Annotated in this window: 24 protein-coding genes, 1 tRNA gene and 1 pseudogene; 17 read left to right on the top strand and 9 right to left on the bottom strand. The window is 38.4% G+C overall.

Annotated features, from left to right (window positions below; genetic code table 11):
• Positions 1–13: 13 nt before the first annotated feature.
• Positions 14–721: a Bax inhibitor-1/YccA family protein gene (locus tag LMB56_RS09675; RefSeq protein WP_229284211.1), complete on the bottom strand. Its 708-nt coding sequence runs from the start codon at positions 719–721 to the stop codon at positions 14–16.
• 136 nt (positions 722–857) lie between these two features.
• Here LMB56_RS09675 and LMB56_RS09670 point away from each other — a divergent pair, with 136 nt between their 5' ends.
• The 5 genes from LMB56_RS09670 to LMB56_RS09650 all read left to right on the top strand — a co-directional run bounded on the left by LMB56_RS09670 (position 858) and on the right by LMB56_RS09650 (position 5,623).
• Entirely contained in the window at positions 858–1,313 is a 456-nt protein-coding gene (locus tag LMB56_RS09670) for a GNAT family N-acetyltransferase (RefSeq protein WP_229284212.1), read from the top strand.
• On the top strand, positions 1,303–2,334 hold the full coding sequence (locus tag LMB56_RS09665; RefSeq protein WP_229289148.1) for a DUF3114 domain-containing protein: 1,032 nt from the start codon (positions 1,303–1,305) through the stop codon (positions 2,332–2,334). The genes LMB56_RS09670 and LMB56_RS09665 overlap by 11 nt, the downstream gene beginning before the upstream one ends.
• Before the next feature lie 136 nt (positions 2,335–2,470).
• Positions 2,471–4,000, top strand: coding sequence for a glutamate--cysteine ligase (locus LMB56_RS09660; protein ID WP_011953528.1), 1,530 nt, complete (start codon positions 2,471–2,473; stop codon positions 3,998–4,000).
• Between the two features lie 107 nt (positions 4,001–4,107).
• Complete coding sequence (locus tag LMB56_RS09655; RefSeq protein ID WP_020843255.1) at positions 4,108–5,031, top strand: lactate/malate family dehydrogenase; 924 nt, start codon at positions 4,108–4,110, stop codon at positions 5,029–5,031.
• Between the two features lie 4 nt (positions 5,032–5,035).
• A complete protein-coding gene (locus tag LMB56_RS09650; RefSeq protein WP_229284214.1) occupies positions 5,036–5,623 on the top strand; it encodes an LOG family protein in 588 nt (195 codons plus the stop codon).
• 31 nt (positions 5,624–5,654) lie between these two features.
• Here the strand turns inward: LMB56_RS09650 and LMB56_RS09645 are convergent, their stop codons facing one another.
• Positions 5,655–6,017 carry a DUF4828 domain-containing protein gene (locus tag LMB56_RS09645; RefSeq protein ID WP_003670659.1) on the bottom strand — a complete coding sequence of 121 codons (363 nt, stop codon included), beginning with the start codon at positions 6,015–6,017 and terminating at the stop codon, positions 5,655–5,657.
• Between the two features lie 160 nt (positions 6,018–6,177).
• Between LMB56_RS09645 and LMB56_RS09640 the strand changes: the two genes are divergently transcribed.
• The 4 genes from LMB56_RS09640 (at position 6,178) to wecB (ending at position 9,844) form a co-directional block, all read left to right on the top strand.
• Positions 6,178–7,197, top strand: coding sequence for a Gfo/Idh/MocA family protein (locus LMB56_RS09640; protein WP_003674786.1), 1,020 nt, complete (start codon positions 6,178–6,180; stop codon positions 7,195–7,197).
• 11 nt (positions 7,198–7,208) lie between these two features.
• The gene (locus tag LMB56_RS09635; RefSeq protein ID WP_228341630.1) at positions 7,209–8,510 is read left to right on the top strand and encodes a DEAD/DEAH box helicase; all 1,302 of its coding nucleotides are present in this window, start codon (positions 7,209–7,211) and stop codon (positions 8,508–8,510) included.
• Positions 8,511–8,569: 59 nt separating this feature from the next.
• A tRNA-Arg gene (locus LMB56_RS09630) sits at positions 8,570–8,642 on the top strand.
• 80 nt (positions 8,643–8,722) lie between these two features.
• Entirely contained in the window at positions 8,723–9,844 is a 1,122-nt protein-coding gene (gene wecB / locus LMB56_RS09625; protein WP_229284215.1) for a non-hydrolyzing UDP-N-acetylglucosamine 2-epimerase, read from the top strand.
• A gap of 51 nt (positions 9,845–9,895) precedes the next feature.
• Here wecB and LMB56_RS10500 read toward each other — a convergent pair.
• The 3 genes and pseudogenes from LMB56_RS10500 to LMB56_RS09605 form a co-directional block, all read right to left on the bottom strand.
• Positions 9,896–10,344 (bottom strand): annotated as a pseudogene (locus tag LMB56_RS10500) (hypothetical protein).
• A 97-nt stretch (positions 10,345–10,441) separates the two neighbouring features.
• Positions 10,442–10,879, bottom strand: coding sequence for a GtrA family protein (locus LMB56_RS09610; RefSeq protein ID WP_229284218.1), 438 nt, complete (start codon positions 10,877–10,879; stop codon positions 10,442–10,444).
• On the bottom strand, positions 10,872–11,330 hold the full coding sequence (locus tag LMB56_RS09605; protein WP_229273201.1) for a flavodoxin: 459 nt from the start codon (positions 11,328–11,330) through the stop codon (positions 10,872–10,874). The genes LMB56_RS09610 and LMB56_RS09605 overlap by 8 nt, the downstream gene beginning before the upstream one ends.
• 113 nt (positions 11,331–11,443) lie before the next feature.
• On the opposite strand from LMB56_RS09605, the gene map reads away from it, so the two are divergent.
• Positions 11,444–12,301 (top strand): type I methionyl aminopeptidase, encoded by an 858-nt coding sequence (gene map / locus LMB56_RS09600; RefSeq protein ID WP_003664420.1) that lies wholly within the window; start codon positions 11,444–11,446, stop codon positions 12,299–12,301.
• A gap of 86 nt (positions 12,302–12,387) precedes the next feature.
• Here the strand turns inward: map and LMB56_RS09595 are convergent, their stop codons facing one another.
• Together LMB56_RS09595 and LMB56_RS09590 are read right to left on the bottom strand one after the other, a co-directional pair.
• Positions 12,388–13,509, bottom strand: coding sequence for an aminotransferase (locus LMB56_RS09595; protein WP_229279780.1), 1,122 nt, complete (start codon positions 13,507–13,509; stop codon positions 12,388–12,390).
• A 14-nt stretch (positions 13,510–13,523) separates the two neighbouring features.
• Positions 13,524–14,945, bottom strand: a complete 1,422-nt coding sequence (locus tag LMB56_RS09590) for a basic amino acid/polyamine antiporter (RefSeq protein ID WP_229284219.1) — start codon at positions 14,943–14,945, stop codon at positions 13,524–13,526.
• Positions 14,946–15,275: 330 nt separating this feature from the next.
• Between LMB56_RS09590 and yjeM the strand changes: the two genes are divergently transcribed.
• Together yjeM and LMB56_RS09580 are read left to right on the top strand one after the other, a co-directional pair.
• The gene (gene yjeM / locus LMB56_RS09585; protein ID WP_113897388.1) at positions 15,276–16,781 is read left to right on the top strand and encodes a glutamate/gamma-aminobutyrate family transporter YjeM; all 1,506 of its coding nucleotides are present in this window, start codon (positions 15,276–15,278) and stop codon (positions 16,779–16,781) included.
• 117 nt (positions 16,782–16,898) lie between these two features.
• The gene (locus tag LMB56_RS09580) at positions 16,899–17,789 is read left to right on the top strand and encodes a YihY/virulence factor BrkB family protein (protein ID WP_122481473.1); all 891 of its coding nucleotides are present in this window, start codon (positions 16,899–16,901) and stop codon (positions 17,787–17,789) included.
• Between the two features lie 51 nt (positions 17,790–17,840).
• Here LMB56_RS09580 and LMB56_RS09575 read toward each other — a convergent pair whose 3' ends face one another.
• Both LMB56_RS09575 and LMB56_RS09570 read right to left on the bottom strand, forming a co-directional pair.
• Positions 17,841–18,068: a DUF2922 domain-containing protein gene (locus tag LMB56_RS09575; RefSeq protein WP_003670642.1), complete on the bottom strand. Its 228-nt coding sequence runs from the start codon at positions 18,066–18,068 to the stop codon at positions 17,841–17,843.
• A 21-nt stretch (positions 18,069–18,089) separates the two neighbouring features.
• Entirely contained in the window at positions 18,090–18,305 is a 216-nt protein-coding gene (locus LMB56_RS09570; protein WP_003670641.1) for a DUF1659 domain-containing protein, read from the bottom strand.
• Positions 18,306–18,406: 101 nt separating this feature from the next.
• Between LMB56_RS09570 and recX the strand changes: the two genes are divergently transcribed.
• From recX to LMB56_RS09545, 5 genes are all read left to right on the top strand, one after another.
• Positions 18,407–19,201: a recombination regulator RecX gene (gene recX, locus LMB56_RS09565; protein WP_229284220.1), complete on the top strand. Its 795-nt coding sequence runs from the start codon at positions 18,407–18,409 to the stop codon at positions 19,199–19,201.
• Between the two features lie 78 nt (positions 19,202–19,279).
• A complete protein-coding gene (locus LMB56_RS09560) occupies positions 19,280–19,933 on the top strand; it encodes a sugar transferase (protein ID WP_229279777.1) in 654 nt (217 codons plus the stop codon).
• A 13-nt stretch (positions 19,934–19,946) separates the two neighbouring features.
• Entirely contained in the window at positions 19,947–20,708 is a 762-nt protein-coding gene (locus LMB56_RS09555) for a DUF4422 domain-containing protein (RefSeq protein ID WP_229279776.1), read from the top strand.
• 12 nt (positions 20,709–20,720) lie between these two features.
• Positions 20,721–21,650 (top strand): glycosyltransferase family 2 protein, encoded by a 930-nt coding sequence (locus LMB56_RS09550; RefSeq protein WP_229279775.1) that lies wholly within the window; start codon positions 20,721–20,723, stop codon positions 21,648–21,650.
• Positions 21,651–21,841: 191 nt separating this feature from the next.
• On the top strand, positions 21,842–24,586 hold the full coding sequence (locus LMB56_RS09545) for a M23 family metallopeptidase (RefSeq protein ID WP_229279774.1): 2,745 nt from the start codon (positions 21,842–21,844) through the stop codon (positions 24,584–24,586).
• Positions 24,587–24,617: the final 31 nt, after the last annotated feature.

Raw genomic sequence — 24,617 nt, 5'->3', positions numbered from 1 at the left:
ATCTTTAATGTTTTTATCTGTCATTGCTTGATCCAAAAATGTCTAAGAAGCTAATAAAGAGATTAATAAAATCAAGGTAAAGCTGTAAAGCGCCAAGAACAGCCAGTCCATTGGATGAGACTTGACCATTGCATTCGATATAGATATTTTTCATTCGTTGTGCATCCCAAGCAGTTAACGCTGTAAAAATGATTACGGCAACGATCGAAAGCAGATAATTAATCATTGGACTTTGGACAAAAAAGTTAACCAGCATGGCGATAATTAAGCCAATTAAGGCTGCACTGGCATAAGAACCAATTCGCGTAAAATCACGGTGAGAAAAAGTACCAATAATCGCCATTGTTAAGAATACACACGCTGAGGAAACGAAGGCTGTTGCAATATCAGTGCCAGCATAAGCACCTGCAATAAAAGCAAAGGTAATTCCATAGACAATTGCTGTTAAAATTAATAGGAACAGACAAAGGCCAGGGCTGCGAGTAGCATTAAAATTAATCTCCAACGTCAGGATGATTGGCAAGAGGATAATTAACCACATTCCCCAGCGGTTATTGACCATAAAAGCAGTAAATTGCTGAGCGAAAACAGTCATTACGAGCCAAGCGGTTAAGGCGGAAAGTAATACTGCTAGGGTCATTAAGCCATACATTTTTGTTAAAAACTTATTTAAGTCGGTAATATCAACAACGTTTCGACGATTAGGCGAAAAATTATCCATTATTGAACGCTCCCTTCACAAATAAATCATTACCTTTATTATATTCCATAAATTTAATAATAAAATTGTTTTGCGGGAAAATTATGCTAACTTACTAGTTTTTGTATAATATATAAAATTATAGGAGAGATAAATTATGCAATGGTTTGATAAACAATTTACTGAACTAACAGTTAATGAACTTTTTGCCATTCTTAAGTTACGAGCACAAGTTTTTAATGGAGAACAACAGAGTTCCTATCCTGATCCAGATGATAGTGACCCACTTGCGCACCATGTTTTTGCGACTACTAATGGTGAAGTAGTTGCTTATGCACGTTATTTTATTCAGAATGATGTTGTAACTTTTGGCCGCGTAGTTGTGGCTCCACAAGCACGCGGGATTGGTTTAGGTGGAAAGATTATTGAACATTTATTAAGTGGAATCAAAGTGAATTTCCCCAACTTTAAGATAACTATTCATGCCCAAGCCTATGTTGAGGAATTTTACAAAAAATATGGTTTTGCATCTGTTGGTGACCATTTTATAGAAGCCGAGCGCGAGCATATTACGATGGTTCATGAACCGTTAAACGATATTTATGACAAATAATATGATAAAAGTAAATCAAATTGGTTCCGTTAACTATATAAGAACCTTGAAACAAAGCGGTCTCAACGCTCGTGAACAGCTTGATTTAATTATTAATCACCATTTAAAAGCTTATATTGATAACTATGGATTTCTTCAATTTTCCCCAACTGTCTATCAAATTTCACCTCAGTTAGCCCCTACCAGTTTTTTCTATCCTTATTTTCGTGATTTAGTTGTGACGGCTTATTCAGGGAAGAAAGGGCTAAAAGCAGATTTATTAGGACGCAAAATTCATTTATTTCGCAGTTATCTTGATCGGCAAAACATCGCTTTTATTCGCCGATATCAGCGTCCCTCTCTTTCATCAGAAGCGACAGATTTTCAACGATTGCTTTCCTATGCCCACGATAATCACTTTAAATTAGACTTTAAGACTGGTGCTAATTATCATAATCGTTACCATCATAAATTTACTTATCCCTCTAATATGAAGGTTCAATTAGTTCGTAATTCGTATCGTCGGTATGCTAATCCAGCCCGAATGATTGAATTTATTGTTGATATCGAAACAGGAAAGTTTATTAGTCAATGGAATATTTATCGCTTTGATAACCAAGGAAGGGTTGATTCAGATCCCACGCATTATTCGACCAATCAATTACGGCAAATTGCTGATACAGAATCTTTTAATTATGGAATTCCCTATGGAGAGTATTATGTAACTGGTAAATATCGTCACACTCATCAACGTCTTGATATTACTCAACCGACCGATAGTCAGCTTCGAAGGGTCGCTAAAAAATATTGGCAGGCACCTATTGATTATGATGATGGCGGTAATTATGCTGACTTAGTAAAAAATATACAGGATGTTATAGCATGGCGGGGTGTTCCAGATTCGCAACGAATAAAGGTTTATGCTGATTATGTCAATTCATTAAAAGAACATCAGTGTAAAAATAGCGGAATTAATCATTTCTTTGCTAAGAATAAAGCGTATCAGCAATTTAGTGTTCCTTGGTGGCGGAGATTGATATAATTAAGGACAGAAAGCGTTAATCTATTTTGAAGTGATTATCCAGTAAAATAATTAAGTTATTATTGTCTATTATGTTTCAAAAGTGTTATGGTTGAATTTGAATAAAATTAAAATGATTGATTGGAGGGATTCTTGGATGGGAACCGATTATGATCAACTTAAAGCAGCTTTAAAAGAACCGTCATTAAATGCCAAACTGTTTTCTTCACAGTTTGGTTTAGAGGCAAAGAAGCACCGAATTTTGACCAATGGACGGGCAAGTCGTTATCCATATCCTGAAAATCTGCGTTCGCGGCAATATAATATTTATTTGAACTCAGGCTATACGGATGACATGATGGACTTTGAAACGGGTCCAGTTGTTGGAGCTAAAAATGCAGTTCGGCAACTAAAAATGTTAGAGCAGATTGTTATCTCACATTTACGGAGTGATGAACGATTATGGCCGTTAAGTATGGCGCCAGGACCGACTTATCAGCATGACCTTGAATATTTACAAACTGCATTTACTAAGAAATGGGACCAAGAGACTCATGATTACCTAGGAAAGAAATATGGTATTGTTCAAGAAATTTTAGGGGATGTCCATGTTAATTTTAGTTTGGATGGTGAATTAATCAACGAGATTTATCACCGCTTTTATGCAGACCGGTATCCAAACCGCATTGATTTTCAAAATCATCTTTACTTTAAATTAGCGCAAAAATTCTACCTTTATCAATGGTTATTTACGTACTTATATGGAGCAAGTCCGGTTTCTGAAGATATGCCACATAGTATTCCAGAGGATTTGGAGCTGCCAGTTCGGAGTTTGCGTTGTAGTGATTATGGGGATGATAACTTTACCAATGAGCAAGTTACCTATACTTCATACGACCAGCATTTTGCAGAACTAAAGCACTTCATGGACAATGGCACTTACTATAGTATGAAGGAATTCTTTGGCCCAGTACGATTACGGCGGCATAACCATGATATGCATGATATTGATGGGGCCTTACATAAGGGAATTGATTATCTTGAATTTCGTAATTTTGACCTTGACCCGTTGTCGCGAACAGGAATTAGTGATGATACGATTAACTTCCTTGAATTAATGCTTTTAAATAGTATTCTTTCACCATTACCTGATAACTTGGAGGAACGATTAGCGGAAGCAAAAAAGCGGAATAATGAAGTGGCCTTACAAAAGCCAAAGGAACAATTGCCGTGGATGCATGAAGAAGCAATGCAGTTAATCGCAGAGTTGCAAAACTTTATTGTTGAGTTTAATGCTCCGCGAGAATACCAGCTTGCTTTGAAGTTTGTACAACGACGAGTGGATGATCCTTCACTAACTCTTAGCGGTCAGTTAGCAGATCAACTTGAAAATGGTGATTTATTATCATTTGGGTTAAAAATTGCCAATGATCGTTACACGAAAAATATTAATTTCCAACATCCATTGCAAGCAATCAGCGATGTTTACTCAGACGATGTTCAACAATTGGTTAAAGCTGCCATTGAGTTAGGTGTCCAAATAGACTTGCAACCAACGCAAGTAGTATTATATGTAGGAGATCATCAAGAAAGTTATAATGCTCAAGCAACTTTTGATTTCTCAAAGGGTGCCCGTGATGTAATTCTTAGTGATTTCCCAGAAGTTCAGGATTTTCAGGAAAAGTAAAAAAAGAGACTGAGGAGATTATTTCCTAGTCTCTATCTTTTTAAAGTAGGGTAATAACCTTGTTTTCACTTTCGTTATTTCCCGGGAAATAGAAAGAAGCGCTAAAAATGAGAAAGATTGGAATTATTGGCCTCGGTCATGTGGGTGAAATGCTAGCCAACCAATTAGTAATGAACGGAAAAGTTGATGAATTAGTTTTGATTGATGAAAAAGATCAACTAGCTATTGCAATTCAGGCCGATTTAAATGATGCCCAAACGGTTTTAGCGACCCACACAAAAATAATTATTCAAGATTACGCTGCCTTAGCCGATGCGGATGTCCTTATTACCGCCTTTGGAAAGAGTGCTTTGATGAAGCAACAACCAATGGCTGAGCTTGAGACCAGCTATCAGCAGGCCTTACAAGTTGGTAATAAGATTTTTAAGAGTGATTTTAGTGGGATCTTAATTAACCTTACTAATCCTAATGAGGCAATTACTGCTGTTCTCCAGCAAAAAGTTGGCTTGCCGCAAAAGCAAGTAATTGGGATTGGCACGGTTGTTGAAACTGCGCGCCTTTATCGGGCAATTGCAGAAGCCGCAAAGGTCGCTGCTGCCAATGTAACTGGCTTTGTTTATGGTCAGCACGATGGTCACCAGGTATTTGCTTGGTCAACTGTTCGCGTGAATGGACAACCATTAACTGCGGCAATCAATGGTCATCACTTAGATCAAAGTCAGCTTAAAATTAAGGCGAACCTTAGTAATTGGTACACTCTCGATGGATTAGGGTATAATGTTAGTGCTGTTACTGCCTGGACTCTCCGAATTATTACGGCAATTTTTGCGGATGAACAATTAGCGTTGCCGGTTGCAATTTATCAGCCGCAGTATTCAACCTACATCAGTTTTCCAGCGTTAATTGGCCGGCAAGGAATTGGCAACCTCCTCCTCTTAAAGCTTTACCCATTGGAAGAAGAGGAGATTAAGAGTGCGGCAGCAACAATTAAGCATCAATTAGATTCTCTAAAAAATATTAAAGGGGAGTAGTTGTATGATCAAACGAATTGCAGTTTATTGTGGGGCGCGTGACGGAAATGATCCAGCATTTAATTATGAAGCACAACGATTTGGTGAATGGCTGGTCCAACACGATATTGAATTAGTTTATGGTGCTGGTGCGTTTGGCTTGATGGGAACCCTTGCTCGGACAGTCTTAAAAAATGGCGGCGTTGTTCACGGGGTAATAACTACTGAGCTGGCTGATCGTGGAGCCATTTATAACGAATTAAAAGATGTAAGAATTGTCCCTAATATGGATATTCGCAAGCAAACGATGATGGATCTTGCGGATGGATTGTTAGCTTTTCCCGGCGGCTTTGGGACATTAGAGGAAATTACCGAGGCCGCTTCATGGACAACAGTTGGGGATAATCATAAGCCAGTTGCTTTTTACAATTTTAATGGCTTTTATGATTCGTTAAACGATTTATTTAAGCAAATGAATAAGGCGGGCTTTGTGGAAGATCCTTATCTAAATAGTATCTGTTTTAGTGACCAGTTTGACCAGATTTTGGCATTTATGCAAAACTATAAGGCACCGGCACATCGTCAGTACACTCAGCACTCAAAAATAATTTAAAAAGAAAAAACGCTGTCTTGCAGCGCCAACATTATTTTAATGGTTGAATAGTATAAACTTGGTCATCAGCTTCATCGGTTAATGAAACTGGCCGTTGTTCATTTGCCCGGATAGTAATGTGATAACCAAACCGATCAAGGAAAACTAACTTATCAGGTTTGATTTGTTGAACCGTTGCCGGAATGATTTGGTTATCGATGCCGAGCTTTAATTCAGGAGAGATGGTTATTTTATGAGAGCGATCTCGTTCTTTATCATAATATTGCCATGTGCCCGCATAAAAGATAGGTAACGAGATCGTATTATTGCTTTTCTTCGCACGACTGAACCCTAAAGTACTGGTGAGTCCAGCCATTAGTCCCGCGCCGAAAAGTAACATTCCTTTTTTTCTCATATTTTATCAGTCTCCTCAATTAAGTGATAAGTCATTCTATAACATAACTAATTATACACACATTTCTATTATCAGAAGATTTCATTTCTGTTAAAAACGCGCAATAATTGTTAAAATTAAATGTAAGCAAAGAAATATTTGAAAAGGAAGAGTTGATTTTATGCTAAAACTTGGTGTTATTGGAACAAATATTATTACTGATCAGATGCTAGATGCGGCCAAGACAACTGGAAAATATGAATTGACTGCTGTCTATTCTCGGACATTAGAGCACGCTGAGAAGTTTGGTAAGCCATATGGAGCAACTGAATTTTATGATGACATTGATAAGTTCTTTGAAGAGGGCGACTTTGATGTTGTTTATATTGCTTCACCAAATAGTTTGCACTATCAACAAGCACGGAAAGCAATTGAAAATGATAAATTTATTATTGTTGAAAAACCAGCCTTCGTAAATCCAAGTGAATACAGTGCAATTGAATCATTATTAGCAGCCCACCCTAAGGCTCGTTTGGTTGAAGCAGCCCGTCATATCCATACCAAGATTTATCAAGCTGCCTTGAAGAAAGTTGATGAGATGAAGGAACATTACGTTCAAGGCGCAACCATCACTGTAATGAAATACTCATCGCGTTTTGACAAAGTTCTTAATGGCAGTGAACCATATCCAAATATCTTTACCCTTAAGTATGCAGGGGGAGCATTAATGGACCTCGGTGTATATGCCGTTTATGGTGCCGTTACTATTTATGGTGAACCAGAATCTGTAGTTTACTTCCCAACTCTTACTAAAACTGGGGTTGATGGTAAGGGGGTTGCAATCCTTAACTATGACAAATTTACTGTCACTTTAAACTTCGGTAAGACTGCCAACTCTCATCTCTATTCTGAAGTTTACGGCTTGAAGGATACCTTAGTCTTTGATAGTATTTTTGATACGCGAAAGGTTACTTACTATGATGCTGACCAAAATGCGCACCCAATCGAAGCACCAGTTGAAGAAAATTCAATGACTGATGAAATGAATGATTTCGCAGACCTCTTTAACAATCCTGATGATGAAGAGGAAATGAAGAAGTACAAGCATTGGTTAGAATTATCTAAGACGGTCAACTCAGTTATGTACTCCCTTCGTCAATCTGCTCAACTAGTTTTCCCATCTGATAACGATCAAGAATAGGATGATTTAATTTGATCGAACAATTTCAAAAACACTTTGATGAAAAATACAAGCAGCCCACAGCAATCCAAAAAGCAGTTGCGCCGGCATTAAAAACTGACCAATCTGTCCTTGGAATAGCACCGACTGGCTCTGGTAAGACCCTAGCTTTTACGTTGCCACTCTTGCCTAAGATTATGCCAGGCGAGGGAACTCAATTATTGGTTCTCGCACCATCCCAGGAATTGGCAATTCAAACAACGAAAGTAATCCGTGAATGGGCAACTTTAATTGGTGTTAGCGTCCAATCACTGACAGGAGGGGCAAATTTACGGCGACAAGTTATGAATTTGCACCAACACCCGGATGTTGTGGTGGGAACTCCTGGACGGGTACTCCATATGCTTGATAACCACCACTTAAAGCTCGGTCATCTAATGACAATGGTTATTGATGAAGCCGATGACATGCTTCAAGACGATACTTTAGCCGTCGTGGAAGATATTGAGCGTGCGACCCCGTTATCTACTCAATTAGCATTCTTCTCTGCTACCAAATCTCCTGTTCTGGACGAATTGAACGTGATGTTTGGTCGCGATATTGAAACTATTGATGTTCGTGATGAGGATACTTCTCAGGGACCGGTAGAACATGGTTACTTAAGTGCACGAACCAATGCGCAAAAAACAGCAACTTTACGCCGGTTGACGAGTATTAAAGATTTTCGGGCGCTTGTCTTCTTCAACAGTACCCGTACCCTTAATTATGCTGCAAGTCGGTTGCGACACGAACATGTTCCGGTCGATACCTTGGGTGGTAGGCAGAAACAAGTACAACGGGAAAAAGCAATGCGGATGTTTCGGAAGCGGCAAATCAAGTTGTTGTTGACGACGGATTTGGCAGCCCGGGGCATTGATATTCCTAAATTGCCTGCCGTTATTAACTTTGACTTGCCAACATCGCTCAATACCTATATTCATCGGGTTGGCCGTACTGGGCGACAGGGAGAACCGGGGTTAGCACTTAGTTTAGGTGATGACCATGATATTCGTGACCTTAAGAAGCTGCTTGCTAATAGTGATTATGAACTAACTAAGCTCTACATTGGTGATAATAAATTAACCAACCAGAAGCCAGAAGAGGGTCAACGGGTGGTTTCAATCAAAAAGCAGGCTAGTCGTCACTTGCAAAAAGAACAATTAAGTGGGGAAACCCATAAAAAGATGAATCAAACTCTCAGTGGATTCTCTAAGCCAAAGAAACGGCGAAAGAAAAAGAATCGCAAAAATAAAGGAATTCGTTTGAAGCATCGTCGTAAAAATAACGAAAACTAAAAAAGAATAATTACCGTCTTTACGAAATCCTTCGTAAATGCGATAATATTCTTTAGTTTGGTCCTATAGTATAATTGGATAGTACATCCGCCTCCTAAGCGGTCGATTCCGGTTCAAATCCGGATGGGACCATTTGATAATGCACTGTCGACGTGATTGCTTTGTTTAGTGATTACGTCTTTTTTTATTAAAAGCTGAAGGGAGAGTCATTAATGCAGCCACCATATAAGATTATGTTTTTGTTTGGTACGCGGGCTGAGGTTTTGAAGTTGGCGCCGATCATTAGATTGATGCATCAAAATCCTGCGACCTGGCAACCGGTTCTTGTTGCAACGGGAAATTCACAATTATTAAACGACACGTTGGCATATTTGAATTTCCAAATTGATTTCAGTGTTGATTCATCGAACGTAACAAGTACAAATGAAGTTGAACTATTGAGCCAACTGTTGCATAACTTAAATAATGTGATTAATGCTGGACAACCAGATATGATCCTTGTCGCTGGTGATGCTACTACAAGTTTGGCTGCCAGCTTGATTAGCTTTTATCATCATATTTCACTCGGCCATGTCGAAGCTGGTTTGCGTACTTATGAACGGTATTCGCCATTCCCTGATGAAATGCATCGGCGCCTTACAGATAATCTAGCAGACCTTTATTTTGCGCCAACGACAAGTGCCCGCGATAATTTGTTGCAAGAGCACCATCCGGCAAAACGAATCTATGTTACTGGAAATACTTCCATTGATAGCGTGAAGCATAATTTGCAAGAAGATTTTACGTATCCTTTACTCCAGTCTATCCCAGCAGACAATCGGATTTTATTAATGACAATGCGGCGCAAAGATAACCTTGGTGCCCCCATGAAGCGTGTTTTCCATACAATGCGTGATATTGTGGAAACTAACAACAATCTTGACCTGATATTTCCTGTTTATCCTCATCCAGAAGAAGAATCACTGGCTAATGATATTTTAGGAGACCATGACCGAATTCATCTTATTGCACCATTAAATCATCATGATTTCTTAAATATTGCTGCCCGGAGTTCGATTCTGTTAACTGATTCAGGCGGTTTGCAGGAAGAAGCTCCAGCATTGCATCGCCCTCTCTTGCTTTTACGGGATGAAACAGAACGTCAAGAAGCAGTCAGTCTGGGGGGCGTAAAAATTGTTGGAACTGATCCAACAACGATTCAGCAAGCAGTTTTTGAATTGTTAAATGATGAAAAGAAGTATCGGCAGATGGAACAAGCGGAAGTACCATTTGGGGATGGACACGCGAGCGAAAAGATTCTTAAAATTGTTGAAAAATACTTATCACAACAATAAAAAAGGTGAATAAGAGAGCTTTTATGTAAAAGAGTAGTCTCTTATTCACCTTTAGTTTGCTTTAGGTGGTCGTAATGCTCCACGTTTAACGATAATTGGTAATTGCTTTAGGGCATTGTAAACATGATGAAGTTCCGTCTCTGCTTTCTTTTTATCAATTCCTTTAGCAGTCATAACAGCATCAGCAGCTTGTGCATAATTACGCTTATATTCTTGATTGATTTTATTCCAATCAACCCCGGCAAATTGTTGAGCTAATTCCTTATTATATGGTAACTTTCCTTGAAGCATCAGTACAGCAATTCCGGGATAGCCAAGATAGCCTTGCCAGTATGAGGCATTGTCATTTGAAGTATAAGTATGTCGTGAAAGGTGACGGTATAAGTTTTTGCTTCATTAGAGGAGGTTACGAGTGCTTGATCGTTTTCAAGTTTAACGTGACCGTCTGCAATTGCTGTATAAGCTTCTAATATTTTTTCAATTGGTGGGAATTTTTTCATTATTTTAGGTCAGTCCCTTCTTTATATTTATTATAGTTGAAATTCTCAAAATAAATAAAAAATTCGCACTGTAAGTTTACAGCCCGAATCCTATCATTTATTTATCTGCAATATCACGATTATCTTTGAAGATTAACCACTTTGAGAAAATATAATTAGCAATTACCACAATGACATTATCAATAAATTTAACGATAAATTGTTGGAGAGGTGTATCGAATTTCAAAACTTTGATACCTACATACGTAATTATTAAATCGATAAATAAAGTCAATCCACGATAAAAGAAAAATCGGAAAATTTCAACAATAAAGTCACTAACGGTAGTGTAATGGGAACCAAATACCCAGACTTTATTGGTAAAATAAGCAACTAATACGGATGCAAACCACGCAATTACAGTTGCAAGGGCAACATTCCAGTGAAGTCCCGGACTCAAAATCTGGAACACTGCTAAGTTAACCACCGTTGTAACAACGCCCCAGAAAAGGTAGGCGATGATTGACTTATATTTTACCCACAGATTCTTAATCATTCAGTTTAGCCGCCTTTTCTACTAATTGCTTAGCGAAGGCATCGAGCTTTTGAATGTCTTCTTCATCTGGTGCGAGGTTGATTTTAACATTTTCAGCGCCCTTAGTTGCCCCTGTCTTGGCAAGAGCATTCCCAAATTTATCGACGGCAACACAGAAGTCATCCCCATAGAAAGTATCACCAGAGCCGGCAACCCCGTAAACTTTGCCTGCTAGTTGTTCTTCTTGCAAGTCTTCATAAAAGTCAATTCCTTCTTCTGGAAGAGCTCCCTCATCGTAAGTGTAAGGACAGATTACGCAAATATCGGCTTCTTCAAAGTCAGCTGGATCAGCCATTGTCATTTCAACTTCATCGACTTCTACTCCTAAATCTTCAAGAGCGTCAGTAATGATATCCGCAACGTCTTCATTATTACCTGTAATGGTTGCGTATACTACAAGTGCTTTTGCCATTTTATAACCTCCATTAAATCTATAACGTTCATATAGTATAGCACGGTTTGCGATATCAGGGCAGACAAGTGGTATACTATTTATGTTAGATTGTAAATAAGGAGATCGCGAAAATGATTAGTTTAAAATCACCTCGAGAAATCGATGCAATGGAAAAGGCCGGGGCAGCCTTAGCGGCAATGCACCTTGGCCTTCGTAAAATTATTAAGCCGGGCATCTCAAGTTGGAAGATTGAAGAATTCGCTCGGAAGTACTTCAAGGCTGCTGGAGCTAAAGCTGAACAAATTGGTTTTGAAGGATACAAGTACGCTACCTGTGTTAGTGTTAATGATGAAATTTGTCACGGATTCCCTCGTAAGAAGTTAATCTTAAAGAAGGGCGACTTAGTAAAGGTTGATACGGTTGTCAGTGTTGACGGTGCTTTCAGTGATTCTTGCTGGAGCTATGCGGTAGGGGAAGTTTCTCCTGAAATCCAAAAGTTAATGGACGTTACTAAGAAGTCACTGTTTATGGGAATTGACCAATGTGTTCCTGGTAACCGGATTGGTGATATTGGTGCAGTTATTCAACACTACACAGAAGATGAGAATGGCTATGGGGATGTCCGTGAATTTGTTGGTCACGGTATTCAACCAACAATGCATGAAGATCCAATGGTGCCTCACTACGGCGAACATGGTCAAGGAATCCGTCTTCGTAATGGGATGACCATTACTGTTGAACCAATGATTAACACCGGTACGTGGGAAGCTGATACCAGTGATCCAAGTGGTTGGCTTGCCAAAACTGCTGATGGTGGTTGGAGTTGCCAATATGAGCATACCTTAGTTATTACGAATGATGGTCCGAAGATTTTGACGTCTCAAGATCCAGAAGCAGATGCTGATTACATGTACGATGATAATTATGCTAAGTACTTAGACCATTACCGTGAGATCGCAGAAAAGGTTGCTAAGCAGTTTGAAAATTAAAAAAGTTAATTTCCACGATATCGTAACAACATTCGTATAAAAAAGAGGCTGTTAAAAAAAGTTTTCTCAGCCTCTTTTTTATAACGCTAATCATATTGATGCATATACTTTGAAAGCCGCTTTAAGCCTTCTTTTAGGGTTGCCTCTGGTGCGCAGTAGCCGAGGCGAACGTGACCCGGAGTATCAAAAGCATCGCCGGGCACGAGGAGAACTCCTTCATCATGAAGCAAGTTTTCACAGAAGGTATGGATATCAACTGGCACATTAAGCTTTGGGAAAGAAGTGGAGACTGCTTGTGGCATGATGACACTTGCTCGGTCTTCATGATCAATCCAATCCTTATAAATGGTGAGGTTGCCAAGAACTAACTTCCGGTTCCGAGCAAGAACTTGATCACGGTGCCGTAAAACATAGGTAGCTAGCTGGTCGTTAAAGACTCCGCCACAGATCATGGTGTAATCACGGAACTTACGGAAGACATCGGCAACTTCAGCGTTAGTCGCAGTCCAACCGATCCGAACCCCTGGTACTGAATAAGTCTTTGAAAGAGAATTAGTAGAGATTCCCTTATCATAAAGGTCAATAATCTGCGCAAATTTTTCGGGATGATCGAGGGGCAGGTAGACTTCATCAACAAGAACATAAGCATCGACTGACTTAGCAATTTCAACAACTTGTTCGAGAAACTCTTTATCAAGAACCGTTCCCGTTGGATTATTCGCGTTGTTTAAACAAATCATTTTAGTATTAGGTTTAACCATCGCTTTTAGGGCATCGATTCGTGGGTACCAATTGTCTTCTTCATGAATATGCCAGTAATCAACATCTGCACCTAATGATTTAGGAATATCGTAGAGTTGCTGATAAGAAGGGTATTCGGCAATTACATGGTCGCCGGGATTAATTAAGGCATAAAGGGCTAAAATATTTGCCCCAGTGGCACCATTCGTTTGCAAGACATTTTCTGGATCAACATGGTGATACAGTTTAGCAACTTCTTCTTTAAACTCGGGTGATCCTTCAATCCATCCGTAGTTCATTTGCTGCTTATCAAGCATCTCATAAAACTCTTCACCATTGTTACCATCTAAATTTAAGAGATCGTGCATGCTTAAAGAAGCGATTGTACTTTGTGAAATATCATAAGTCGCGCTCTTTTCCCACTTATTTAGCCATGCTTCGACACCAAAATGTGCTATTTCTACCATGATCTTTTTCTCCTTTAATTAATTGAAATTGTTCCGTTGATTACTAATACTAAGGAAATAACCGCAAAGACAGCGATAATCCCCATTGCCCATTTTTCCTTTACTGTGATTGAGTGATGGAATTCTTTGCATGCTTGGACGTAAAAGAAGAATCCAGGAATAAAACCGACTGAAACGACCGTTATTTCTTTCCAGCCAGAGAGAACCATCGCCATCAGTTCAAAGAGGGTGGCGATTAGTCCAATGACAAATTGTCTCCATTCTTGGTGCTGCCAACTGTACATCATCTGGTAAATGCCAACAAGGAGGTAACAGATCAAAATCGCAGCCGTACAAAGCGTATATGCGAAGTTGTAGGCATAGGTAGTGAAAAGCAAAGAGAAGAGGAAGATCGATTGAAGAACCCCAGTGATTACTAATGCCCGTGTTGGCGCTTTTTTGTCATTTACTTCGCCCCATGATGTTGGAAGGGTTTCATCATCAGCCATTAGCATTAATGATTCAGCTGGGAGCATTGTCCACGAGAGCCACGAAACTAAAACCGAGATGATCAATCCAATACTGATCAGGGCGGTACCCCATGTTCCAACCAGGTGTTGCATGATAGCCCCAAGCGCCGGTTGACCACCAGCTGCTAACTGGGCTCGGGTCATGACCCCGTATGGCAAAATAGAAACCACAATGTAGATAACAAGCAAGCTTACCAGGCCGAAGATGGAAGCTCGTTCAGCATCAGTCCGCGTTTTGGCACGACTGGAAAGGACAGAAGCACCTTCAACGCCGACAAATAGCCACATCATTACCATAATTGAGGCCTTTACTTGGTCATAGATTGAACCGGTTTCGATTTTTGAACTAAGATTCTGCGTTACATTGCCCCAGAAATCAGCAGTGAAAATCTTAGCCTTAAAACCAAGAATCACACAGATAACAAAGACGACTAATGGAATAATCTTGCAGATTGTCCCAATTGAATTAATAAAGGCCGCTGATTCGATCCCTCGATTTACCAAGAATGTCAAAACCCAGGTTAAAATAATTGCAACAATAATTGAGAATAAGTTTTGACCATTGGCAAATAGACTGGGGAAAAACGTTCCAAGAGCGCTCATCATAATCGTCGCAAAAGCAATATTGCCGAGCCACGCCGAAAGCCAGTATGCCCAACCAGAAATAAATTCGCCCAGCGGACCAAAAGCAGCTGCCGCATAGCTGAAAATCCCTGAATCAAGGTCTGGCCGCTTTTGCGAAAGATTAGTTAGGGAGAGAACTAAAGTCAAGACCCCGATCCCTACTATTATCCAGGCAATGATTGCTGGTCCGGGAGCCGCCGCGGTAGCTAAATCACTGGTAATGCCAAATACTCCCGAACCAATTGTCGACCCCACAATTAAAAGGGTTAGTTCCGTCGTATTAATACCTTTTTTCTCACTCATTTACTCCACCTCACGATCTTATATATTAGAGTGAAAATCACATAAATTTTCTTAACTCAATTATAGCAACGTCAGAAAACGCTATCAATATCATTAAGATTAAATGTGAAAATGATTATTAAGTGATGAAAATAGTATACATCACTTGGAGTTAAATATACAAATACACGAATAAAGATTTCTAAATTAGCATAAAAATACAAAAAGTAGTATAAAAGTAATGTGAAATTATGTAAAAGACTTTTATTTTTTTAAAAGACGACTATACTAATAATTATTAAATAATTTCTTATTTTTATTTAAGAATTTTAAAGCTTTGGAGGCATTATTTTGGACGAACAGAGTAGTAATAAAAAGATGATTACTACCTTTGGACTAGTGACGATGATCATTACCGCCATTTTTGGTTTTGGGAATGTTTCAAACGCCTACTTACAAATGGGTTACGGTAGTATTATTTGGTACGCATTAGCAGGGATTTGTTTCTTCTTTCCTTGTGGCTTGATGATGGCAGAGTACGGTTCCACATTTAAGGATGCTAAAGGGGGCATTTATTCCTGGCTTGCCGGGTCAGTTGGTGAACGAATCGCCTTTGTTGGTACTTTCGTATGGTTAGCATCTTGGATTGTATGGATGGTATCAACGGCATCACGGATTTGGATTACTTTTTCTGCCTTGCTTTTTGGTAAGGATACTACCCAACAATGGCACGCATTTGGTCTGACCTCGACTCAATTGATTGGGGTCCTTGGAATTCTATTGATTCTTGGGACAACTTGGTGTAGTTCACGGGGAATGACCGCCATTGCTAAAGTTGGTTCACTTGGTGGTATTTTTACAATTGTTGTTAATATTATCTTTGTTATTGTCAGCGTTATTGTTTTAGTCGCCGATAAGGGAATCTTAAAGCAACCAATTCATGGGGCTTCAACTTTCATTACATCGCCTAATCCACAATTCCAGACACCAATTGCTATTATTTCATTTGTTGTTTATGCTATTTTTGCTTACGGTGGGATGGAATCATTAGGGTCCGTTACTGATAGTATGAAAAATCCTGAAAAGACATTCCCTCGTGGATTGATTATTGCAAGTATCTTTACGATTGGTACTTATGTTTTAATGATTTTTATGCTTGGTTGGTCAGTAAATTATCAACAAACTTTGACTAAGAGCAGCGTTAACCTTGGTAATGTTACCTATGTTGTCTTTAATCAATTAGGGGTTACCATGGGGGATGCACTTGGATGGTCGCACGGTGCTGCCCTTACTTTTGGACTTATTATGACGCGGATCGTTGCCTTTGCACAGACTCTTGGTTTCTTGGGTGCATTGTTTATCCTGCTTTACTCCCCAATCAAGGCCTTCATTCTTGGATCTAATCCAGACTTATGGCCAAAGAAGCTTACGAAACTTAATAAGGCGGGGATGCCTGCAAATGCAATGTGGCTTCAAGCAATTATTGTTTCAATTATTGTTTTCTTGGTTGCCTTTGGTGGCAATGCTGCTCAACAGTTCTACTTGATTTTGACTGATATGGCGAACGTTTCAACTTGTTTCCCATATATTTTCTTGATCGGGGCGTTCCCATTCTTTAAGGCAAAGAAGGACCTTGACCGGCCATTCGTCGTCTTTAAGAACCGTTTCTGGACAGATGTATTAGTATGTTTCGTTGAATTGATTTTAATTGTCGGAATCGTCTTTACGTTTGTTCAACCACTATTACAAAAAGATTATCAAACAGCTTTCTGGACACTTGCTGGGCCAATCTTCTTTGCAATCGTTGCGTTGGTCTTCTATCAAATTTCCGCAAAGCGTCACCATGTTGAAGGGTAATTGATAAAAACCTCAGCACCATTAGTTTGGTGGTGAGGCTTTTTTATCTATTCTGTAATATTTGTCGGGTGTTCAGTTTGTTATAATTGTCTTTATAAATTAATTTTGGAGGTTATTATGGACAAGGAACCGGGCAAAGGTAAGACATTTATTGCGTTATTAATCCAACATATTACAATGGCCCAGATTTCAAGTTCTGCTGCTGTTCTAGCTTACTATACCTTGCTATCTATTTTTCCTGCCGTGATGGTAGTAGGAAATTTATTACCGATGATTGGAATTGACGCTAAGACGATTTTAGCCTACCTCTCAACGGCAATTCCTGAATCGGTCTATGATTTTATCCAGCCGTTGATCTATGATTTCTTACGACGGGGGAGTGGTGGTGTTCTGACAACCGGGGCCTTGATTGCTCTCTGGTCGACTAGTCAGGGAATTGCCGCTTTTCAACGAAGCGTTAATCATGCGTATGGAATCGCTGAAAATCAAAATCCAGTGATGAACCGAATCGTCTCTTTTGTTTGGATGATTGTCGTTTTAGTAATTATCTTTATCATTATTATTTTATATGGTTTTGGGGAGCAGGTTCTTAAGAGTATTCAGCCAATTTTTAATTTCCGGCGTGATTACATTGCTATCTTTAGCTCATTAAGGTGGCCGGTAACATTTGGCGTCTTGTTTATTGCTCTTACGCTCTTGTATTACTTTGTTCCTAATGCGAAGGTCCGGTTGCGCTATGCACTTGCTGGTTCATTCTTGGCCTCTTTGCTTTGGATGGGACTATCACGTTTATTCTCGTTCTATACCTTATTATTTAGTCATGGGGTAATTTCCTATAAGACAATTGGAGCTTTTATTGCAATGATGGTATGGCTTGACTTTTCGGGTTATATTATCATGTTGGGGGCGGCTCTCAATGCTGCTTTGCAAGAATGTCATGAGGGTGAATTGCACGCTAAGAAACACTTTTGGCAACTGGTAGAAAGAAAGAACAAAAATGGAGGCTAGGAATTTTTCCTAGCCTCCAAATGTTGAAGATCTTTAGAACTCGATATTTAATTACTTTTGTTCGTCGTTAAAGATAACGGTAGAAACAGTATCAATGTATTTTGCAGAAAGAGGTTGCTGATAAATATCTTCGCCTTCCTTAGTGAAGAGGTGAGTTTGTGCAATTTCTTGCATTGCCTTCCGAACGGTTTCGGCATCAAGATCACCACTGGCATAGTTTAACTTTAATGAATGCTTTTTACCAAGACTACCTTTGAAAGTTAAGCTTAATGTACGCATAAGTTAGTTTCCTCCTTGAAATTAGTTGTTCAATGCGACTTGACTAGTAACGATAATGTCTGTATCAAGGCATTTTTCAGCAGTAAGCATTTCAATTGCCGCACTAAATTGTGCTACCTGCTCATTAGTGACATCCTCAATAATGTTGTTAAAGGGATGTTTAACGCCCTTGGGATGTTCACTGTTAGTGAGGGTAAGCTGAATTTTAGCGGACTTGAAATTACGAACCATTTGCATGATAAAAACTTCCTTTGTTTAATTTGATTTGTTAAGTAGTGGCCACTGCTTACACCTTTATAAACGATTAAAAATTGAGAATGTTAAGGAGAAATTTAAAAATGGCAAAAATTTCGAAAATTGAGGCGCAAAAACGGAAGGGTCGATATAATATATACCTTGATGGTAAGTATGCTTTTCCGGTTGCAGAAAGTGTTTTGATTCAGTTCCGTTTGATGAAGGGAACTGAGCTAGATGAAAAGCAAATTACGGCCATTGCGACTGCTGACCAGCAAGCAAAGGCTTATTCACGAATGCTTGATTACCTTTCTTACCAGATGCGGACGGAAAGCGACATCGTTAAGAAGCTAAAAGAAATTGATACGCCAGAAGAGTTTATTGAGCCAATCTTAAAAAAGCTGCGGGGCCAACAGTTAATCGATGATCATGCCTATGCAGCTTCTTATGTCCGCACGATGATCAATACGGACTTGAAGGGGCCTAGGGTAATTCGTCAACACTTACGACAAAAAGGGATTGGCGAAAACGATATTGATGATGCTTTAACGCAATTTACTCCCGAAGTTCAAGCAGAATTGGCAAAAAAGTTAGCTGTAAAGTTATTTCGCCGTTATCGGAACCAGCCAGAGCGGCGACGAGAACAAAAAGTACAACAGGGACTCATGACAAAAGGCTTTTCCAGTAGTGTGTATGAAATGATTAAGGATGAAGTTGTTCCGCAACCTGACCTGGAGCAGGAGAACGACCTTTTAGCGAAGGAAGCAGCGAAGCAATGGCGTCGTGTTCGCCGTTATCAGGGATACGAGCGTGAGCAGCATTTTAAGCAGACAATGTATCGCAAAGGATTTGATCTGGATGACGTGCAGAGCTGGCTAGATGCGCAAGATTTCCAATAATAACTTTCCAAGATTGGGAATTACTGGTATTATTTTAATGTTTATATTAATTTATTTAGAAAAAAGAGACAGTTAATTATGAAAAATAAGAAAATATACATTAATGAGGAAAAGCTTAATCATCAATATTTTTATCGAACTGTAAAAAGAACTTTTGATATTGTTGCTTCTTGTATAGCTTTAATACTATTAAGTCCTCTATTTTTAATTATTGCTATTTGTATTAAGGTAAATGATCCAAAGGGACCAGTTTTTTATTCACAAAGTCGTGTAGGAAAAGATGGCCAACGGTTCAGAATGTATAAGTTTCGTTCAATGGTTGTAAATGCTGATGAATTATTAGATAGACTAAAAGATGAAAATGAAATTAGCGGAGCAATGTTTAAAATAAAGAACGATCCACGTATTACTAAAGTTGGAAGAGTATTAAGGAAATATAGTCTTGACGAATTACCTCAGTTAGTGAATGTTATAGAAGGTTCAATGAGCATTGTGGGGCCTCGTCCACCATTGGTTAGTGAAGTAAAAGAATACTCAAACTATGATAAACAAAGATTGATGGTGAAGCCTGGGGCTACAGGTATGTGGCAAGTTGGTGGAAGAAATGATGTTGACTTTGCTGAAATGGTAAGATTAGATTTAACATATATTCAACAGCGTTCAATTTTATTAGATGTAAAAATTATGTTTGAAACTGTTAAAATAATGATTAAGCCTAACGGGGCATATTAAAAGGAGCAGACTTGTGGAGATTAAAGTATTAGTAGCAGCACATAAAAACTATCAAATGCCAGATGACAAGTTATATTTACCAGTTTTTGTTGGTAAAGAATTACGACCAGATGTTAATCATAGTTTTCAAGGGGATAATACTGGTGATAACATGTCTGCCATGAATCCTTATTATAATGAACTAACGGCTATTTATTGGGGATGGAAAAATTTAGACTTAGATGCGATGGGGCTTGTTCATTATCGACGATATTTAAGCTTAAACCATCAAAAGTCACTAAATAAAGTTCTCTCATATCAAGATGCAGAAAGGCTTTTAAAAAATAATGATATTATTTTGCCGGAAAAACGACGATACTATATTGAAACAATAGAATCGCATTATCGTCATTCGCATGAAAATAAACCTTTGGACATTATGACAAATGTTATTAAAGATAAATATCCTGAGTATGAAGACGCTTATAATAAGGTAATGAAACGTACATGGGCTCATATGTTCAATATGTTTATAATGAAACGAGAACCATTAAATGAATATTGTAAATGGATGTTTGATGTATTGAAAAACGTTGAAAAGCAAATTGATATTAGTACCTATTCAACTTATGAACAAAGAGTTTATGGCTTTTTAAGTGAACCATTATTAGATGTTTGGTTAGAAAGGCATCCAGAATATAAAACAACTGAAGTAGATTATGTTTTTATGGAACATACAAATTGGCTTGTAAAAGGTGGTAATTTCTTAAAGAGAAAAATTGTTGGACACTATTAAAGGAGAGTCAAAATGCCAAAATTATCAATAGTTGTTCCTTGTTATAATGAGCAGGAAGCTATCCCACTTTTTTATCCTGCCGTTGAACAAGTGGTTAAACAGATGCCAGTAGAAACTGAGTATTGGTTTGTTAATGATGGATCCAATGATGATACTTTAGCCGAATTACGTAAATTACATGAACAGGATCCAGAACGTGTTCACTATGTTTCTTTTTCCCGAAATTTTGGAAAAGAAGCGGGGCTTTATGCAGGGCTTCAAGCGGCAACAGGAGACTATATTGTTGTTATGGATGTTGATTTACAGGATCCGCCAGAATATCTACCTGAGATGTATAAGGATATTTCCACGGGCAAATATGATTGTGTAGGGATGCGGCGGACAGATCGAAAAGGTGAGGCGAAGTTTAAGTCTTTCCTTTCTAACCAATTCTATAATGTTATCAATAAGATTTCTGATACCAAGATTGTCTCTGGGGCTCGTGATTACCGGATGATGACCCGTCAGATGGTGGATGCAGTGTTATCATTAACCGAGTATAATCGCTTTTCCAAGGGAATTTTTAACTGGGTTGGGTTTAAGACCAAGTACCTTCCTTACAAAAATGTCGAGCGGGTTGCCGGAACAACTGACTGGTCGACTTGGAAATTGTTTAAATACGCGATTGATGGTATTACCGATTTTTCTGAAGCGCCATTAGCACTTGCAACCTGGGCTGGAGGATTGACAGCATTTATTTCTATAATCGGAATAATTGTCGTTTTAATTCGTAAAATGCTAGAGCCTGCTAGTAGTGCTTTTGGATGGGCATCAATGGTTTGTATAATTTTATTCTTAGGTGGAATTCAATTACTGTGCCTAGGAATAGTTGGACGTTATATTGGAAAAATTTACATGCAAACGAAAAAACGACCTATTTATATTATTAAAGAGAAAAAGTGAGTGAGATTTGATCGTTTTAAATTATTACAATTAAGTTAAAAATATATATCTTAATAGTTACGATTACCTACAAAGGCTGTTATTTAAGGCTTTTGTAGGTTTTTTTGTTGATTTGCAAGGAGAAAGCACAACCAGTATGATATTAATCGTGAGAAAATTAAGTATTTAAGTTACAATTCGGTTTTAATTTTATGGAGGACAAGCTTATTTTTAAACCTAGTCATTTAAAATCAAAAGTTTTATCTACTCTTACTGTATGTGGAGGAGCTTTATTCCTGTTAAGTGGAAATGCTGCTGCTGATGATCAAACAACTGATGTTCAACAACCAGTTACTCCTCAACAAACAACTAATGAACAACCAAATGCATCCACAGTTGATGTACAAACACCAAATACATATAACGGAGTAGCAGTTAGTCCACAAGCTAGTGAAACTACTCAAAATACAGAAAATTATAATGTTGTTCCAACGCAGGACAATAATCAAGAAGTACAACATAAAGAAGCAACTCAACCACAAAATCCCAACAATTATGGTTATTTAGATTCAGTTAGTTTATCAAACAACGAGTTGCAAGTTAGTGGTTGGCAAGCAACTAACCAAGCTGCAGACAAGCCTTACCATTACGTAATTGCGTATGATAATACGGTTAACGCAGAATTAGGTCGCCAACAAGTTGAAAATGTTAGTCGACCGGATGTTGCTCAAGCCTATCCAGATGCAACCAATGCTGATAATTCCGGCTTTAACTCGACTATTAAGTTAAATACAACTAATGAAGATTATACTAACCACTCTATTAGTGTAATCAGCCGGTATAGCGATGCTACTAACGGTGAAGGTAATCATGTTGATTATTGGTATCCAGCATTTACTTTTGACCAAGGTAACTATGCTTGGCTAGATGATATGCATACTGAAAATGACCAATTGCATGTTAGTGGTTGGAACGCAACTAACCAAGCAAATAACAAAGATTACCACTATGTAATTCTTTATGATACAACTAAGGGTCGCGAACTTAGCCGCCAGTTAGTAGATGAAACGGCTAGCCAACGTCCAGATGTTCAAAAAGCATATTCAAATGTTAATAATGCTGGTAAGTCTGGTTTTAACGTTACATTTGACTTGTCAAAATTATCCTTTGATGCAAGTGACCAATTACAAGTAATTAGTCGTTATAGTAATGCTGAAAATGGTGAAGGTGACCGAGTAGATTACTGGTTTGCACCAACTAGTCGTGAAAATCAAGGTTACCTTGATAGTGCTAACTTTAGCAATGGACAATTAGTAGTTAATGGATGGCATGCAAATGATGCTTCTACCATTGCACCTAATCATTTCTTGATTCTATTTGACCAAACAGCTAAAAAGCAAGCTGGCGTTATTAATGCTACCCAAATTGATCGTACAGATGTTGCAAATGCCTTTAAGAACATTCAAACGGCTAATCAATCCGGCTTTAGTGGTACTTTCAATGCTGACACTATTATTCCTGGTCATGAATACTCACTTGTTAGCCGTTATTCTACTTCTGCAAACGGTAATGGTGATACCGGTCACTATGTAGATTATTGGTTCAACGATCTCAAGTTTGATCAAGCTCGGTATAGTATTGATTCATTTACTCAAAATGATAATAATGGTTTTCACGTAACAGGATGGATGGCAAGTGATTTTGCTATTAATCGTCCTAATGCTTACGTAATTTTACTTAATAATGGCAAGGAAGTTACACGAAGCAAAGTAACATTAACCGATCGTTCAGATGTAGCAGCTGTTTATCCAAGTATTTACAACAGTCGAAAGAGCGGCTTTAGTACAGACTTGAACGTTGATCCAACTAGTTTGAACGGTGAACTCTCCTTTGTTTTACGTTTTACTAGTTCAGAAGATGGAAACAGTAATTACAGTGATCAATATACTAGCAAATATGCTACTAATACTGGTTATTTCGATACTGTTGATGTAACTGATAACCAAATTAAGGTTGCTGGTTGGCATGCAAGTACCCAAGCTAATGGAAAAGATTACCAATTTATTATTGTTTTAGACCAAAATGGTCATGAACTAGCTCGTCAGGCTGTGAATACAAAGAATATTACTCGGGATGATGTTCAAAAAGTTTATCCATGGCTTGAGAATAGTGATAAGTCAGGGTTTGAAACTGTTGTAAACCTTAATGATCAAATTAATCATAAAGCGGTTCGTTTGATTCACCGATTCTCTAACCAAGCTAATGGTGAAGGTAATTATGTTGATTATTATTCTGATTTAGTATCTGTTCATTCTGAATTCCAAAATGAAAATGGTTCTACTTATTACTATGATCCACGGACAGGTGCTAAACAAACAGGTTGGGCAAATATTAACAATAATAATTACTACTTTGATCCATCTACTGGTGCTATGTTTACTGGTACCCATACGGTGGACGGTAAGTCTTATGATTTCGGTAGTAATGGGGTTGCAGTGGAAAATGATAAGTGGGGTTGGCCATTCCCTAGTACTGGTGAAGGTCACTTCTCTGGTGTTCAATTATTTGGGGTAAACGCTGGTGGTCAATTCCGTATGAATGGATTCCATGATGGTCTAGATTTTGGTTCAATTGACCATCCAGGTGCAGAAGTTCATGCTATTCATGGTGGAAAAGTTACTCAGATTGGTTATACAGCTGGTTTAGACTGGTACGTATTAGTTGATACCGGTGAATATCTTACTGTTTATCAAGAAGCATTCTCTAACCGGAACAATATTCAAGTTCAAGTGGGACAACAAATCAACGTTGGAGATGTAATTGGTCGTCGTGACACATCTCATCTTCACATTGGTGTTACTCGTCAACACAACTTTAATATTGCTTTGGCTAACTCATTTAACAATAATGGTACTTGGTTAAACCCATTGGATTTAATCCGGAATGGTTCTAAGTAATAAAAAAGCTGCTTATTGTTAATTAACATTA

The sequence above is a fragment of the Limosilactobacillus reuteri genome, assembly GCF_020785355.1.
Classification (GTDB): domain Bacteria; phylum Bacillota; class Bacilli; order Lactobacillales; family Lactobacillaceae; genus Limosilactobacillus; species Limosilactobacillus reuteri_I.
The sequence above is the reverse complement of the archived record's forward strand: the minus strand, read 5'-3'. Positions and strand labels throughout refer to the sequence as shown.

What these genes read in the sequence shown, in the direction of transcription:
- LMB56_RS09650 (WP_229284214.1), top strand. Translation starts at nt 5,036, where the DNA reads ATGATCAAACGAATTGCAGTTTATTGTGGGGCGCGTGACGGAAATGAT.
- map (WP_003664420.1), top strand. Translation starts at nt 11,444, where the DNA reads ATGATTAGTTTAAAATCACCTCGAGAAATCGATGCAATGGAAAAGGCC.
- LMB56_RS09675 (WP_229284211.1), bottom strand. Translation starts at nt 721, where the DNA reads ATGGATAATTTTTCGCCTAATCGTCGAAACGTTGTTGATATTACCGAC.
- LMB56_RS09605 (WP_229273201.1), bottom strand. Translation starts at nt 11,330, where the DNA reads ATGGCAAAAGCACTTGTAGTATACGCAACCATTACAGGTAATAATGAA.
- LMB56_RS09670 (WP_229284212.1), top strand. Translation starts at nt 858, where the DNA reads ATGCAATGGTTTGATAAACAATTTACTGAACTAACAGTTAATGAACTT.
- wecB (WP_229284215.1), top strand. Translation starts at nt 8,723, where the DNA reads ATGCAGCCACCATATAAGATTATGTTTTTGTTTGGTACGCGGGCTGAG.
- LMB56_RS09665 (WP_229289148.1), top strand. Translation starts at nt 1,303, where the DNA reads ATGACAAATAATATGATAAAAGTAAATCAAATTGGTTCCGTTAACTAT.
- LMB56_RS09595 (WP_229279780.1), bottom strand. Translation starts at nt 13,509, where the DNA reads ATGGTAGAAATAGCACATTTTGGTGTCGAAGCATGGCTAAATAAGTGG.
- LMB56_RS09590 (WP_229284219.1), bottom strand. Translation starts at nt 14,945, where the DNA reads ATGAGTGAGAAAAAAGGTATTAATACGACGGAACTAACCCTTTTAATT.
- LMB56_RS09550 (WP_229279775.1), top strand. Translation starts at nt 20,721, where the DNA reads ATGCCAAAATTATCAATAGTTGTTCCTTGTTATAATGAGCAGGAAGCT.
- recX (WP_229284220.1), top strand. Translation starts at nt 18,407, where the DNA reads ATGGCAAAAATTTCGAAAATTGAGGCGCAAAAACGGAAGGGTCGATAT.
- LMB56_RS09570 (WP_003670641.1), bottom strand. Translation starts at nt 18,305, where the DNA reads ATGCAAATGGTTCGTAATTTCAAGTCCGCTAAAATTCAGCTTACCCTC.
- LMB56_RS09660 (WP_011953528.1), top strand. Translation starts at nt 2,471, where the DNA reads ATGGGAACCGATTATGATCAACTTAAAGCAGCTTTAAAAGAACCGTCA.
- LMB56_RS09645 (WP_003670659.1), bottom strand. Translation starts at nt 6,017, where the DNA reads ATGAGAAAAAAAGGAATGTTACTTTTCGGCGCGGGACTAATGGCTGGA.
- LMB56_RS09545 (WP_229279774.1), top strand. Translation starts at nt 21,842, where the DNA reads ATGGAGGACAAGCTTATTTTTAAACCTAGTCATTTAAAATCAAAAGTT.
- LMB56_RS09610 (WP_229284218.1), bottom strand. Translation starts at nt 10,879, where the DNA reads ATGATTAAGAATCTGTGGGTAAAATATAAGTCAATCATCGCCTACCTT.
- LMB56_RS09655 (WP_020843255.1), top strand. Translation starts at nt 4,108, where the DNA reads ATGAGAAAGATTGGAATTATTGGCCTCGGTCATGTGGGTGAAATGCTA.
- LMB56_RS09575 (WP_003670642.1), bottom strand. Translation starts at nt 18,068, where the DNA reads ATGCGTACATTAAGCTTAACTTTCAAAGGTAGTCTTGGTAAAAAGCAT.
- LMB56_RS09640 (WP_003674786.1), top strand. Translation starts at nt 6,178, where the DNA reads ATGCTAAAACTTGGTGTTATTGGAACAAATATTATTACTGATCAGATG.
- LMB56_RS09560 (WP_229279777.1), top strand. Translation starts at nt 19,280, where the DNA reads ATGAAAAATAAGAAAATATACATTAATGAGGAAAAGCTTAATCATCAA.
- LMB56_RS09580 (WP_122481473.1), top strand. Translation starts at nt 16,899, where the DNA reads ATGGACAAGGAACCGGGCAAAGGTAAGACATTTATTGCGTTATTAATC.